We start from the raw sequence: 14,220 nt of genomic DNA on the forward strand, positions 1-14,220 counted from the left end.
GGCAGGGCCTCGGCCTGAGGTCCCCAGCCTGGGGCCTTCGGCCTCAGGCCTTCGGAAGCGTTATCCCCAGCTCCAGCATCGCCGGCGAGGCCGGGCCGCCCTCGGAGCGCTCGGTCTTGTAGCCCTTGACCCCGGGGGCGACGGTGCGCGGGTCGACGGCCTCCGAGGGGGCGCCGGTGGAGTACAGGCCGTTCGGGTCCTGGTCCCGGTCGTGGGGGAGCAGCCAGAAGACGCGCCGGCGGAAGGTGCCGGAGGCACGGGAGGACTTGGCGTCGGGGCCGAGGATCGCGTAGCCGACCATCCGGCCGTCGCGGTGGTACGCGGGGCGGCCGCGGCGGGTGGTGAGGCGGTCCAGTGACTGGCGGACGTAGTCCAGCTCGGCGGTGTCCTCCAGCCAGACGAGGTCGGTTTCGTGGGCGAGCTCGGCCGGGTCGATCAGCGCGCTCACGCGTTCTGCTCCTCTGTGTCGTCGGTGATCAGGCCGATGCCCGGGTAGTACTTGCGGCTGTTGGACAGGACCATCTCCTTGGGAGAGGTCATACCCAGTGTCTCGCGAACTCGTGCGGCGAAGGCACGTCCGGATACGGGATTGGCTCCTTCGAAGCCGCACCAGCGGGTGTAGGCGCCGAAGAGCTGGGATTGTTCGGCCCGCATGCCCTCGCCTGTGAGGCATGCCTCCTTGAGGAAGCGACCGACGTGGTCCTCGGTCTCCGCGTAGGCGGTGGTGGCGACCTGGACGCGCTGGGGACCGGCGAGGTCCTTCTCCCCGGCGAAGTAGCGCCGGGCGCCGTCGATGAGCCAGGCGAGGATACCGGGGCCCTCCTCAGCGACGAGGACGTGGGCCAGGTTGTCGATCTTGCGTTCCTCGGGGACGACCCGTTCGAACGGGATCAGGCGCATGCGGCGCCAGAAGGCGAAGCCGCCGGTGCCGACCTCTGGGCGGTGGTTGCCGAGCAGCCAGAGCTTGTGGGTGGGCTCGAAGGAGAAGAAGTCCTGGCGCATCCGGCGGGCCTTGATCTTGTCGCCGCCGGTGAGCAGCTTGACCCGGGCCTCGTCGAAGCGGTCGCCGGGCTTGAGCTCGGAGCACACGATGATGCGGCGGCCGTGGAGTTCGGCGAGGTCGGTGGGGTGGCCGTCGAAGGTCTTGGCCATGAGGAAGCCGGGCGGGGCCGCGTCGGCGTAGTCCCCGAGCAACTGGATCATGACGTCGAGGAGGACGGACTTGCCGTTCTTGCCCTGACCGTAGAGGAAGGGCATGACCTGGGCACCGACGTCACCGCTGATGGAGTAGCCGAGCAGCAGGTGGAGGAAGTCGCGGGTCTGGCGGCCTTCCTTGTCGTCACCGAAGGTGTCGGTGAGGAAGCGGTTCCAGCGCGGGGTGGGCATCCGGGCGGGGGCGAGAGTGGTCGAGCGGGAGTGGTGGTGGACCTTCGGGTCGGGCGGGACGATGGCGCCGGTACGCAGGTCCACGACTCCGCCGGGGGTGCAGAGGGCGTAGGCGTCGGCGTCGAGGAGGGCGGCGTTGAGGACCATGCCGGGGGCGGACTTGGCCTGGGCGAGCATGGCGTTCATGCCGGAGGTGGACAGGGCGCGGCGGCGATGCCGGCGCAGGTCGGTGTTGGTGTAGACACCGCGCGGGTCGTGGGTGGCCACGCTCTCGGCCATCTCGCCCGCTGCCCACAGCACGGTGTCGTCCTCGTCGAGCTGCCAGCGGTGGGTGGACCAGCGGTACCAGCCGATGCCGGGGACGTGGCGGTAGTCGCGCCCGTAGAGGTGGACGAAGAGCTTGGCGTTGCCGCGGTCGGAGAGGGAGTCGGGCAGCAGGCCGTGGGAACTGGCCTGCGGACCGGCCGAGGCCTTGGCGGCTTTGGGCGCCGGTGCGGTCTGCGCGGACGCGGTGGGGAAGGGTTGCGCGGATTGCGCGGGCTGGGCAGGGGCCTGCGAGACCTCACCGGGTTCGTCCAGCAGGCTGTCCTGGACGGCGGCGCCGTGCCAGGGGGCCTGCGCGGGACCGGGAACCGGCGGGTACTCCAGGATCTGCTGGGCTGCGGCCACGGGGTCGAAGACCGTCCTCTTGCGGGTGCTGTCGGTCATCCGCGGGCCTTCCCGATGTGCAGGGGCTGCCGGGCGCCGGCGGCGAGGCCGGAACGGATGACGGCGGAGCTGTGCCGGTCCTGGGCAGGACGGGCAGTGCGAGCGGCATCGAGGAGCAGCTGCTCGGCGGCGGTGTGGGTCAGGTGCCCGGCGGAGACCAGGCCCCCGACCGTGTAGGCGGCACGGTTGAGCTTGCCGGTGAAGCCGGCGCCCTCCGGCGTCGTTGCGCAGTCGGTCACGTCCTGGAGGACGGTCTCCAGGACCCGTTCGGCTCCACGTTTGCCGCCGCCCGCGGCCACGACGGCCTGGCGGGCGCGGTCCGGCACGGGAGCCGGGACGGTCGGCTGGGACTCCGGCTTGTCCTTGAGGTGTCCGGTGCGGACCAGTTCCTCGCCGAGCCACCGGGGGAGCGGGGCCGGTGCCCAGGCACCGGGGAGCGCGGTGTAGGTGCCCGCGCTCGTGGTGGTGCCGGGGGCCACGATGTAGCCGCCGTGGGCACGGACGTCGACCTGCCAGGCCAGCGCCCGTCCGGTGGAGGAGCCGCTGGAGCAGGTGAAGCGGCGGTGGTCGTCGTCCCGGTACCAGATGTGCAGGCCGCCGGAGGGGGTACGGACGCGCAGTGTGGAGGTGTCCTCTGCAGGATCGGGGGAGCTACGGAGCGCGGCGAGCAGGGCGAGCGTGTGGTAGCCGTCCTCCAGGCCTTCGAGGTCGACGTGTTCGTGGATCGGGATGCCGGGCAGGATCCGGTCCCTGGCGGGGACGGTGCCGGCGTGACTGTCGACGTCGATGACGACCAGGCCTGCGGGCCCGCAGGCGACGCCGGTGCCGAAGTCGGGGTTGGTCCGCCACCACGCGGTGATGACGTCCTGGTCGAGGGTGGCGGCGTGGAAGCCGTGGCACCAGCGACCGAAGCCGGGACAGGCGCACTCGCCGGGGGAGTGCGGGGAATCCTGACAGTCCTGGCAGTTCGCGGGCGGTGTCTTGCGCCCGGGAGCCAGGGGATGGACCGGCCAACCCTGGTGGGCACACCAGCGAGCGACAGCCAGCGCGTCCGGCTGGCGGCCCGTTCGGTCGCTCCCCACGGCCTGCGGCGCCGTCACGCTGGTCCCTCCCCCTTGGTTCAGTAGCTGCTTCAGCTGCTTCAGTCGCTCGGTAGCTGATCCGGCTTGAGTCGCTCGTTCAGTAGCTGAGGGCAAAAAGCCAGGTCAGGGCACTGGTGAGCGCCGGATCAGCGACTGAAGCGACTGAAGTCCAGAAGATAGCTCACACAGACTATCCGAGCGAGCACGTACGCACCCGGAGTGGCGTCCCTTGCCGGGAAACTGAGCGACCCAACCCTGGGGGAGCGACCGAGTCACTTCGGTCGCTGTTTTCGGTCCGCTGACGTTTCCGCAGGTCAAAACCGGTTTTCCCACCAAACAGCGACTGAAGCGACTGTAGCCCGGGTCTATAACGCGCACACGCACACGGGAATGTCTTCATATACCCAACCTTGAGTCGCTTCGGTCGCTACGGGGGTGGGCACACAGCCTCTGACCTGGGATTTTGTCCAGCGACTGAAGCCCAGCGACCGTAGCGACCGAGTCTCTCTCGCCCGGTCGCTCGGCGTGTCGCGCGTGTCAGGACAGCCTGAAGGTCCGGTTTTCGGTCGCTTGAGTCGCTTCGGTAGCTCGGGTAGCTCGGTAGCTGCCTGAGCGGTGCGGGGTGGAGCCCCCGCGGGAGGCACCTCCGCCCTACCGGTGCACGAGCAGGACCGAGGAGTTCCTTCCTTGAGTCGCTTCGGTCGCTTCAGTAGCTCCCCGGGCTCGTGCGGAGCCCCGGGTGAGTACTGGGGAGAGCCGGACCACCGTGCCGAGACGAACCATCCGCTGCCCTGCCGGGAGTGTCCCCTGTAGGAGATCTGACGCCGACAGCGACCGAAGCGACTCTCCTCCAGGATTGCTTCGCCACTTCCCTCGACGGAGAGCGTCCGCCCCCGTCGGCAGGCTCCACCGCAGGTGACAGGCCTGAACACCGCGGACGAGACCCTTCCGCCGCCGAGGAGAACCCAGCGACCGAACGCGAGGGACCGGTCCCCTCCGCTTCGGTCGCTGCCCTTCGGTAGCTGATCCCCGGTCGCTGCCGGCAGACAGCGACCGAACCCGTCGCGGGACGTGCGTGACTTTTTTCCGCCCGGGTCGTTGTGCTCGCGGATCCTGCGGGCACGGATCGCCTCCCCCGACCGACCGGGGCGACGGCAGTGTCTTCCTCGGTGGTAAGGACCTTGCGGATGGGCGTCGGGCTGGATGTGGTGCTGACGACGGGTGATCGGCCCCGGGAGCTGTCCGGGCTCCTGGACTCGGTGGCCGGTGGCCGCACAGGAGGGCGACGCGGCGACGCCCGTGTCCTCCGGACACGGAGGGGAGCTGCTCGAGCTGCCGCTGTGGGGGAGGCTGTGGAGCTACCGGAGGACCTGGACCGTCGGGTACCACTGCCGGCCTGCTGTTCCGGCACCCGAGGACCGACCAGGCCGGCTTCGCCGAGGGCGTCCGCACCCCCTGTCGGCCCCGCCGCCCACTCCGCCGGCGATGTACGGGTACCAGCAGGTACCCGTACATCGCCGACAGCGGTCCGTGACTCGGCGCCTGCTGGCGCTCCGGAGCACCGGTCGATGTCAGTGGTGCATGCGATGCTGCGCCGGTGATGACCTGGGACGGGTTCTGGACCGGGCGTGCTCGACGAAGCGTCGCGCTTCTTCCTGTTCACGGCCACGACCTTCGAGGCCGAGTGTGGGCTCCGGGTGCCCCGGCGGGTGTAAGGGGCGCGGGGTCGGAGGCGGTGCTGGGCGTGGGGACAGTGGGGGCGGAGGGAGTGGGGCGGTGACGTGGGATTTTCCGCGGAAAATCGAGTTCTCCGCCCCTGGCCGTGGAGGACGGTGGGGCCGGGTCGCCCCGGTGCAGGTCAACGACTCACTGACGCTGGACTTGATGTCCGTCGAGAACCCGGTCGGCCACCACCTGGCCTACGGCGACGATCCCGCCGAACCCGACAACAGCCGGACCGACCACCCGTTGTGCCCCCGCGGCCTGGACTTCACCGATGACACCGGGAACCTGTACGAGGTCATGTCGCCCGAGTGGCCGGCAGCCTGCCTGGTCGTTCTGCCGTCCGGTTGTCCGCCGGGGGCCTGCGCGCCGCGGTGTCATTCGACCAGGCGCAGCCAGGCCTCCGCGAGGGCGGCGTGACCGGCCGGCGTCGGGTGCACGCCGTCCGCCGCCCAGTGCTCCGGCCCGTTTTCCGCGGCGAGTTCGGCGAACATGACGTCCGCGGCGAGCAGGTGCGCGCCGTACTCCTTCGCGAGGTCGCGGACGGCCTGGATCTTCGGGTCCAGGTCGGACCGCCACGCCTTCCGGACCTCGTCGTCGACGAGGGCGTGACCGGCCTCGACGGTGCCACTGACCGGGAGGAGGAACGGCTCGACGAGGATCAGCTCCGTGCCCGCCTCGGCCAGTGGCGCGAGCAGCCGGCGGTAGCCCGCCGCGTAGTCCCGCGCGGGGATCACGTGGCCGTCCGGGGCGAGGGTGTGCCAGCCCATGTCGTTGACGCCGACGAGGATCGACACCACGTCCGGGCGCGCGTCGAGCACGTCGGCCTGCCACCGGGCTTCCAGGTCCATCACCTTGTGGCCGGCGATTCCGGTGTTCAGCCAGGTCACGGGTCGCTCCGGGTGCCGGAGGCCCCACTCGTCGGCGATGCGCAGCGGGTAGCCGAAGCCGAGGCCGTCCTCGCTCTCCAGCCGCCCGCAGTCGGTGATCGAGTCGCCGGTGAACATCACGGTGCTTCCTGGGCAGAGGGTGATCGTCATGTGTGCTCCTCGTGCTTCGGGGGCGGGGGATCCCGCCGGGAACACCGAGCCTGCCGCAGGCCTCTCACACGGGGCGCACACGGCGTTGACACGGGGACGGGCGGCCAGGGACCTGATGTGAGGAGCCGGCCGGGCGCGTGCGAAGATCCGGGGATGAACGGGGAGGGGCGGCTTCGGGTCACGCTGCTCGACGACTTCCGGGTGTCCCGGGGCGGGACCACCCTGCCCGTACCGGGTGCCCGGTTACGGGCCCTGGTCGTACGGCTCGCCCTGGCCGGCGGACGCGAGGTCGAGCGGAGCGGCCTCGTCGACGCGATCTGGGCCGAGCCTGAAGACCTTCCGGCCGCCGACCCGGCCCACGCCCTACAGGCACTCGTCTCCCGGCTGCGCCGAACCCTCGGCCCGGCCGGCGTCATCGCACGACCCGCGGGCGGCTACCGGCTGGCTGTGGAACCGACCGACGTGGACGTGCTGCGGTTCGAGCGGCTCGCCGCCGAGGGCCGTGACCGTCTCCGTGCCGGTGGAACTGGAGGTGTCGGTGCCGGTGGAGGTGACGGTGCCTGCGCCGGTGCAGATGTAGGTGACCCGGCCGCGGCGGCGGCCCTGCTCGGCGAGGCGGTGGCGCTCTGGGGTGACCGTCCCGGCACTGAGCCCGTGGTCGTCGCCGCGGTGGTGCCCGCGGCCGCGGTCCGGCTGGCCCGGGCCTCCGTCATCGAGTCCACCGAGGTCGGTGCCGCGCTGCCGGCCGCGATCGGGCTGCGCGGCCCGGCGCTGTTCGAGGCCTCCGCGCGGCTGCGCGGCACCCCGGTCGGCATCCCGGTCGGCATCCCGGTCGGTGGCCTGGCCGGAGGGCCCGCCGGTGGCCCGGCCGTCGGCCAGGCTGGTGAACCGACAGGTGAGCCGACCAGTGAACGGACTGGTGAACGGACTGGTGAGCTGGACGTCCTCGCGGATCAGCTGGACGGCCGGGAGAGCCTGCTCGTGGACGACAACTGCGAGCACCTGGTCGACGCCGTGGCCCACCTCGTCACGGCCCTGCTGACCCGCTGCGCCGAGCTGCGGGTGCCGGCCACGAGCCGGGAGCCGCTGGCGGTCGACGGCGAGGCACTCGTCCCGCTCGGTCCGCTCGCCCTGCCTGCGCCGCGCCCGGGGATCGAGCAGGCCCACCGTACGGAGTCGGTGCGCCTGTTCGCCGAACGGGCGGCCGCCGTACGGCCCGGGTTCGCCGTCGACGGGCACAATCTCGGGGAGGTGCTGCGCGTCGTCCACAGCCTGGACGGCATGCCGCTCGCCCTCGAACTCGCCGCAGCCCGCCTGCGCACGCTTCCGCTCGCGCAGGCCTGGCCGCCGGGCTGTCCGACCGCTTCCACCTGTTCACCACCGGCAGCCGCACCGCCCGGCCCCGGCACCGCACGCTGCGCGCGGTCATCGCGTGGAGCTGGGACCTCCTCGACCCGGACTCACGCGCGGTCGCGGAACGCATCTCGGTCCTTCCCGGTGGCGTCACCGCGGTCTCGGCGGCCGCCGTCTGCGCCGGGACACACGTGCCTGCCGCCGACGCACCCGAGCTGCTCGCGGGCCTCGTCGACCGACCGTTGCTGCAGCTCACGCCGGACACCGGCGGCTACAGGATGCTGGAGACGATCCGCGCGTACGGTCTGGAGCGCCTGGCGGAGCACGGTGCCCTGACCGACGCCCGGGAGCGGGCCGCACGCCACTTCGCCGACCTGGTCGCCCGTCAGGACCCGCTGCTGCGAGGCCCCCGGCAGCTCGACGCACTGCGCGTGCTGCGCACCGAGCACGACAACGTGCTCGCGGCTCTGCGCCACCTGTGTGCCGCAGACGGCAGCGACGGCAGCGACACCGCAGACGGTGCCGCTGCCGGTGCCTCCGACGACGCGGTCGACCTCGCGGTGAACCTGACCTGGTACTGGCAGATGCTCGGCCGTCACACCGACGCGGCCCACTGGCTCCGCGCGGCGACCCGGTCGCCCGTCGCGCGGCCGAGCGCGAAACGCGCCGTCGCCGCGGGGCTGCTGGCACTTACCGCCGCCGCCCCCGGCACGCCCGCCGGCGGCCTGACCGAGGAACGGTGCGACGAACGGTGCGACGAACGGGGCGAGGAACAGCGCGACGAACAGCGCGATGCGCTGCGGGCACTCGCCGACCGGTTGCCGCGCGAACCGGGGTCGACCGGTGCCGGTGGCGTGCTGGCTGCCGCCGGGCTGGCCCTCCTGCTGGGGACCGAGCTGCCGCCGGTCCTCCTCGGGCGGTCGGCCGACACACCGGACACGTGGTCGACCGGCCTGGCCTACCTGCGCAGGGCCCAGTTCGCCGAGAACGAGGGCCGTCTCGACCAGGCCCGCGGCACGTGGATGCCGCGCTGGACTGCTTCGCCGGAGCCGGCGACCGCTGGGGCCTGGCCAAAGCGCTGCCGCTGCGCGCGCTGCTACGGCAGTACGACGGCGACCTCGACGGCGCGCCGGCCGACCTGAACGAGGCCAAACGGCCGGCCGCCACGTTCGGATCGCTCAGCCTCAGCGACGAGGTCTTCGTCGACCTGCGCCTGGTCGACCTCCACGCCCGGCTCGGTGACACCACCCGGGCAGCCGCGCTGATCGCCGCAGGCCGGGCCGCGCGCGCTGCGCTCGGCGTCCCCGGAGACGGCGGTCCTGCTCTCCGTCCGGGAAGCCGCCCTCCGGGCGCAGACCGGGGACCTGGCCCGGGCCGGGGACCTGCTCGGCACGGCCGAGACCGGGCTCGCGCAGCAGGCCCTGTTCGACCTCGACCAGGGGCAGGCCCTGATCGGCACGGTGCGGGGCACCATCCGGCTCGCACGCGGCGACGGTCCGGCCGCCGAGCGCTCGCTGCGCCGGGCGTACACGGCGGCGCTCGGCAGCGGCGACATGCCGATCGTGGCGACGGTCGCGGTCGGCGTCGCCGGCCTCGCCGCACTCCGCGGGCGGCACCGTGACACCGCCACCCTGCTTGGAGCCGCGGCAAGACTACGCGGCGCCCACGACCGCACCGACCCGCAGATCCGCACACTGACCGCCCGCAGCCGCGCCCTGCTCGGCGACGAACCGTTCACCGAGGCCTACGAAGCGGGCCGGCAGCTGGACGTACCGACAGCCCTCAGCCGGGCGGACCCGCACGACTGCGCCGTGAGCCGTCGCCCGGATCCCCCGCGAACCCGGCTGAGCCCGGAGCCGACTGACCCACCTCGCCACGGCCTGTCGGCGGTTCGGGTTCGGCCCCGCTCATCGCTCACCCGTCGCTCACCCGTCGAAGCGCCGCCAACCGAGGTCGAGCCCGGCGAGCGGCCGCAGCGCGTTGCGGTGGCGGGGGCCGGCCCGGACCTCGCCGGCGTTCTCGCCTTCCGGACTGCGCCCGACGATCGCGACCAGGCCGGGGCCCGACGAGGAACCCGGTCCCGGAGACCGGAGCCGGGCACGGGCCGAGCGGTACGCGCTGCAGCAAACTCTGCGCCCCGGCCGGCGAATGCCGGGGCGTGCCCCCGTCGTCCGCCGTGTACGGGGCGGTCAGGGCCGCCTCGTGGAGGGTGAACTGCGCTCAGCGGTTCCCGCTCGGGTCCGGAGCGCTTGCGCGTCGGAGCACACCGTCGGATCGGTGCCCGTGGCGTCCGTCTCCCCCGGGGCGGTCGGCGCGGTCGGCGGTCGGACCACGTCGAGCACCTTGCGGCTCGACGGCGGATCGATGCTGGGGTCCGCACTCGTGAGTTCCCCGTCGCTCCGGCTGCTGCGGCGGTGCCGCACGGGGCCGATGTGCGGTCCGGGCGGCAGGACCCGGTGGGGCACAGGCTCCGACGGGCACTCGGCCACCCGGCCACTCGGCCCGGTCAGACGGTCAGGTCGAAGATCGTCTCGGTCTTCGTCGTGGACGTCCGGGCCCTCAGGTAGCTGTTCAGGTTCGCGTCGCCGTTCAGGTCGGACGGGATCACCACCTCGACGGAGAACGCACCGGCGCCGTCCGTCAGGGTGTCGCGCAGGTCGCGGACCCGGTAGTCCTCACCCAGGTCGCCCTTGACGACGAACGAGACCCGGACGATCTCGTTCGGTGGGAAGCCCTTGCCCGTGAGCACCGTCCTCGTCCCGCCGCGGCCGCCGTCGGGGGCTGCGGTCAGCACGCGTACAGCCGTCGGGGGCGGACTGCCGGCCGCCACGCCGGTCGGCAGCGTGTTCAGGGAGGGGGAGACCGCCGGGCCGCCGGCCGCGGGCAGGGTGACGGTGGGACCGGGCACGGTCACCGTGGGGCCGGGGACGGTGACGGTCACCGCCGGCTGTGGTCGGGCATCCGAGCCGCTGACCTGGGACTGGGTGAAGAAGCCTCCGGCGAAGCCCGCGCCGAGGGTGGCGACGCCCACGAGCGCGGTGATCATCGTCCCCCAGCCCTGGAGGTCGAACCGGGGCGTGCCGGGGTGGTGCGGCACCGGGACTCCGGGAGGCCTCGACGGTTGCGGGGGAACGACGCCCGCCGGTGCGGGCCGCTCCGACGGTCGCTCCGACGTCTGATCCGACGGTCGCTCGGACGTCCGATCTGACGGTCGCTCTGGTGTGGTCGGCGCGCTCACCGATGTCCCCCTTCGGTCCAGCCTGTCCGCATGGAGTGATCATGCGCGTTCACCTGGGTACCACATCGGCGCCCGCTTGTCCGTGCCCTTCCGTGACCACGGCAGCCCGGTGCTTCGGTGCCCGGGGCGGGACGGAGGCCGCACCGGGCAGTGCGCGGGCCCGGTGGACACCGGTGCTCGGTGCCCGTACTAGTGTCGTGGTCGTGCCGCGGCCGGTGGCCGCCGCCCCGTCGGGCGGTACGGCCGGGCGGCGCGGCCGGGCCTCGGCGCCGTCGTGACTTCTGGGGGCTGAAGCGGATGAGGATGACGTTCGGGCTGCTGGGTCCCCTGACGGTCGCCGTGGACGGCGAGCCGCAGGTGCTGCCGAGGGCCACGGTGTTGCGGGGGCTGTTGGGGGCCCTGCTGCTGGCGGAGGGCGAGCGGCTGCCCGTGGGGCGGCTGCTGGACCTCGTGTGGGCGGAACAGTCGGAGCGGGTCGGCCGGGGCGCCGTGCACACCGGGATGTCGCGACTGCGCACCTGGCTCGGGCGGTTCGGGGACGCGGCGGTGGCGCTGGAGTCCGACGCGCAGGGGTACCGGCTGGTGACCGGGCCGGACACGGTGGACCTCGGACGGTTCCGCAGGCTCGCCGCCGACGGGGACCCGGCGGCGGCGGTCGCATTGCGGCGGGGCCCGGTGCTGGCGGGGCTGGAGCGGGTGAACCGTGCGGACCCGCTGGTGGCCTCGGTGGAGGGCGCGGTGCGTGCCACGGCCCTCACCCTGGCCGGCGGCGTGGCTGGAGCCGGGTCAGCTGGGGCGGGTGGGACCGTTGGCGCGGCCCGGACCGCCGTTCACGCCCTGACGGCGCTCGCCGAGGACCACCCGTTCGACGAGCCCGTACACGCCGTCCTGCTGCAACTCCTCGCGGCGGACGGCCGGGCCGCCGAGGCGCTACGCCGCTTCCAGTCGCTGCGCCGACGGCTGGCCGAGGAGCTGGGGATCGAGCCGGGCGAGCAGGTGCAGAGTGTCTTCCTGGCACTGCTGGCCCATGACCGCGAGGGTGCCCGACCGGACCCGGGGCGGACCCGAGTGCCTTCCCAACTCCCTCGTGACGTCACGGATTTCACCGGTCGTGAGGAGCAGGTGCGGCTGGTCCTGGACGTCCTGGCGGCCGGTCGGGTGCCGGTCGTCGCCGGCATGGGCGGCATCGGCAAGACGGCGCTGGCCGTCCACGTCGCGCACCGCGCCGCCGCCGACTACCCGGACGGCCGGCTGTACGCGGACCTGCGCGGGGCGGACGAGTCGCCCGCCGACCCGGCCCGGGTGCTGGCCGCCTTCCTGCGGGCCCTCGGCGCCGACCCCCGGGAGATCCCGGCCTCGCTGGACGAACGCTCGGCCCTGTACCGCACCCTGCTTGCGGGCCGCCGCACGCTTGTCCTGCTCGACAACGCCGCCGACGAGCGCCAGATCGGACCGCTGCTCCCGGGCACACCGGCGCCTTCGACCAGTTGCCCGGCCGACGGACCCCACTCTGCCGCTTCCCACTCCGCCGCTTCCCACTCCGCCGCTTCCCACTCCGCCGTTCCCCGCCCCGCCGTTCCCCGCCCGGCCGTCCTGGTCACCAGCCGTGCCGCGCTCACCGCCCTTCCCGGCACCCGCCTCATCGACCTCCACGAACTCGACGCCCCCCACGCGCAGACACTGCTGCGCCGCATCCTCGGGGAGCACCGCGTCGCCGCCGAGCCGGTGGCCGCCGCCCAGATCGTCGAGCTGTGCGGCGGCATGCCGCTGGCGGTCCGCATTGCCGGGGCCCGCCTCGCTGCCCGGCCGCGCTGGACCCTGGCCCGGCTCGCCCACCTGCTGCGCGACGAACGGCGGCGCCTCGACGAACTGGAGGCCGGGAACCTGGCCGTGCGGGCGGGCTTCGCCGTCGGCTACGCCCGGCTGTCGGAGCCGACCCGCCGCACGTTCCGGCTGCTCGGCCTGCTCGACGCGCCCGACTTCGCCCCGTGGGTCGCGGCGGCGATGGCGGGCGTCCCGGTGGAGCAGGCGGAGCGGCAGCTGGAGGAGCTCATCGACGCCCAGCTCCTGCAGGAGGACGGAACGGAGCCGCACCTGCGCTACCGCTTCCACGACCTCGTCCGGCTGTACGCGCGCGAGCACGCCGAGGCCGCCGACGAGCCGACCGAGCGCACCGCCGCGCTCGAACGGGCCTTCGGCGCCTGGCTCCGGCTGGCCGAACAGGCGGCCGACCAGGTGCCCGGGCCCTGCTTCGCGCCGATCCACGGCTCCGCCCCGCGCCACCCGCTGCCGTCCGCCGTCACCGCCGCGCTGCTGGACGACCCGATGGCCTGGTTCGACGCCGAGCAGCCGGCGCTGAACGCGAGCGCCCGGCAGGCCGCCGCGCTGCGCATGGTGCCGCTGGCCTGGGACCTCGCCGCCTGCCAGGAGAAGTACTGCGACGTGCGCGGCCTGTACGACGACTGGCGCACCACGCACCTGGCCGCCCTCCAGGCCTGCCGGGCGGCCGGCGACGACCTGGGCACGGCCGTGCTCACCCGGGGCCTCATCGAGGTGACGACCTGGACCACCCCGGCCGACGGCTCCCATCCGACGGTCGACCTGGCGGACGGCACCCAGACGATGGTCTCCCTGGGGGACCGCGCACGGCACCTTCAGCGCCTGTTCGAACAGGTGGGGGAGCCGCGCGGGACCGCCGATGCGCTCGTCCTGGCCGCCTGGAGCCTGGTGGCCCAAGGCCGCGAGCAGGAAGCCCTGGACGAGGCCCGCCGCGCTCTGGACCTCGCCACCGTCCACGACCACCCGGGCGGCCAGGCTCGGGCGCACCAGATCATCGCCATCGCGTACGGCGAGACCGACCTCGACCGCACCATCGACCACCTGACCGAAACGTTGCGCCTGGCCCGGCTGATCGGCAACACCCGCTTCGAGGCGACCGCCATCCAGTTCCTGGGCGCCGCCCACGGCCGGGCCGGCCAGGTCGAGCGGGGCGACGAACTGCTCACCCGCTCGCTCGCCATGGCCCGCTCCCTCGACGACCGCTACGTGGAAGCGTTCTCCCTCCTCTACCTGGCCACCCTGTACGCGGCCATCGGCGACGGCCGCGCCCGCGACACCGCGGAGGCCGCACTCGCCATCGCCCGGCGCTTCGACCTGGGACACCACCTCGCCCAGGCCCTCGGCATCCTCGGCGAACTCGACCTCGCGGCGGGCGACCACGCCTCGGCCGTCGCGTACCTCGAAGAGTCGGTCCTGGTGTGGCGCGCCCGTGGCTGGCGCTCCTTCCTCGCGAGGGCGCTCCGGGCGCTCGGCCGGGCCTACGACGCCGCCGGGCTGCCCGAGTCGGCGGGCCGCGTGGTCGCCGAGGCCCGTGAACTGAGCGACACCCCGGCTACCGGCCCCGGCGACACCCCGTCGTACGGCACCTGACGGCGCTCCCACCCGGGGCCGGGTCCGCCCGGCTTGCTCGGCCCTCACTCACCGCACGCCTGGCGACGACCGTCCGACCAGAGGTGACCGGAAGGGGCCAGAAGGCGACCGGTAAGCGATCGGTAAGACGCACCTCCCTAAGCTCGACCCCCACGGCACAGGACAGGCGCACACGATCAGAGCCCGGTCGACGCGTCCCTGTCCCACCCACGCCCCCTCGGGGGCTGCCGGTCGGGTCCGCGCAGGGGACGGACCCGACCGG

The 14,220-nt window shown here is 73.5% G+C and carries 9 protein-coding genes; 3 read left to right on the forward strand and 6 right to left on the reverse strand.

The window, feature by feature from the left end; genetic code table 11:
* Positions 1-43 precede the first annotated feature (43 nt).
* The 3 genes from AB0D10_RS32040 to AB0D10_RS32050 are packed head-to-tail and all read right to left on the reverse strand — an operon-like array spanning position 44 to position 3,194.
* Positions 44-448 (reverse strand): DUF6009 family protein, encoded by a 405-nt coding sequence (locus tag AB0D10_RS32040; RefSeq protein ID WP_360262464.1) that lies wholly within the window; start codon positions 446-448, stop codon positions 44-46.
* Positions 445-2,094, reverse strand: coding sequence for a phage/plasmid primase, P4 family (locus tag AB0D10_RS32045; protein ID WP_360262465.1), 1,650 nt, complete (start codon positions 2,092-2,094; stop codon positions 445-447). Before AB0D10_RS32045 ends, AB0D10_RS32040 begins: the two co-directional genes overlap by 4 nt.
* A complete protein-coding gene (locus AB0D10_RS32050; RefSeq protein ID WP_360262466.1) occupies positions 2,091-3,194 on the reverse strand; it encodes a bifunctional DNA primase/polymerase in 1,104 nt (367 codons plus the stop codon). The genes AB0D10_RS32045 and AB0D10_RS32050 overlap by 4 nt, the downstream gene beginning before the upstream one ends.
* Before the next feature lie 1,866 nt (positions 3,195-5,060).
* Here AB0D10_RS32050 and AB0D10_RS32055 point away from each other — a divergent pair.
* Positions 5,061-5,318 carry a hypothetical protein gene (locus tag AB0D10_RS32055; protein WP_360262467.1) on the forward strand — a complete coding sequence of 86 codons (258 nt, stop codon included), beginning with the start codon at positions 5,061-5,063 and terminating at the stop codon, positions 5,316-5,318.
* Here AB0D10_RS32055 and AB0D10_RS32060 read toward each other — a convergent pair.
* Positions 5,276-5,938, reverse strand: coding sequence for an SGNH/GDSL hydrolase family protein (locus tag AB0D10_RS32060; protein ID WP_360262468.1), 663 nt, complete (start codon positions 5,936-5,938; stop codon positions 5,276-5,278). The two genes, AB0D10_RS32055 and AB0D10_RS32060, sit on opposite strands and share 43 nt — an antisense overlap.
* Positions 5,939-6,301: 363 nt before the next feature.
* Entirely contained in the window at positions 6,302-7,207 is a 906-nt protein-coding gene (locus AB0D10_RS32065) for a hypothetical protein (RefSeq protein WP_360262469.1), read from the reverse strand.
* Between the two features lie 275 nt (positions 7,208-7,482).
* Here AB0D10_RS32065 and AB0D10_RS32070 point away from each other — a divergent pair, with 275 nt between their 5' ends.
* On the forward strand, positions 7,483-8,433 hold the full coding sequence (locus tag AB0D10_RS32070) for a hypothetical protein (protein ID WP_360262470.1): 951 nt from the start codon (positions 7,483-7,485) through the stop codon (positions 8,431-8,433).
* Between the two features lie 1,364 nt (positions 8,434-9,797).
* Here AB0D10_RS32070 and AB0D10_RS32075 read toward each other — a convergent pair.
* Positions 9,798-10,388 carry a hypothetical protein gene (locus AB0D10_RS32075; RefSeq protein ID WP_360262471.1) on the reverse strand — a complete coding sequence of 197 codons (591 nt, stop codon included), beginning with the start codon at positions 10,386-10,388 and terminating at the stop codon, positions 9,798-9,800.
* A gap of 438 nt (positions 10,389-10,826) precedes the next feature.
* On the opposite strand from AB0D10_RS32075, the gene AB0D10_RS32080 reads away from it, so the two are divergent.
* The gene (locus AB0D10_RS32080; protein WP_360262472.1) at positions 10,827-13,958 is read left to right on the forward strand and encodes a BTAD domain-containing putative transcriptional regulator; all 3,132 of its coding nucleotides are present in this window, start codon (positions 10,827-10,829) and stop codon (positions 13,956-13,958) included.
* The last annotated feature ends 262 nt before the right edge of the window (positions 13,959-14,220 follow it).

The sequence above is a fragment of the Kitasatospora sp. NPDC048545 genome, assembly GCF_040651155.1.
Lineage (GTDB): Bacteria > Actinomycetota > Actinomycetes > Streptomycetales > Streptomycetaceae > Kitasatospora.

Bases quoted from the DNA above. Each gene is read 5' to 3' on its own strand.
- AB0D10_RS32080 (WP_360262472.1), top strand. From the start codon at position 10,827: ATGAGGATGACGTTCGGGCTGCTGGGTCCCCTGACGGTCGCCGTGGAC.
- AB0D10_RS32045 (WP_360262465.1), bottom strand. From the start codon at position 2,094: ATGACCGACAGCACCCGCAAGAGGACGGTCTTCGACCCCGTGGCCGCA.
- AB0D10_RS32055 (WP_360262467.1), top strand. From the start codon at position 5,061: ATGTCCGTCGAGAACCCGGTCGGCCACCACCTGGCCTACGGCGACGAT.
- AB0D10_RS32060 (WP_360262468.1), bottom strand. From the start codon at position 5,938: ATGACGATCACCCTCTGCCCAGGAAGCACCGTGATGTTCACCGGCGAC.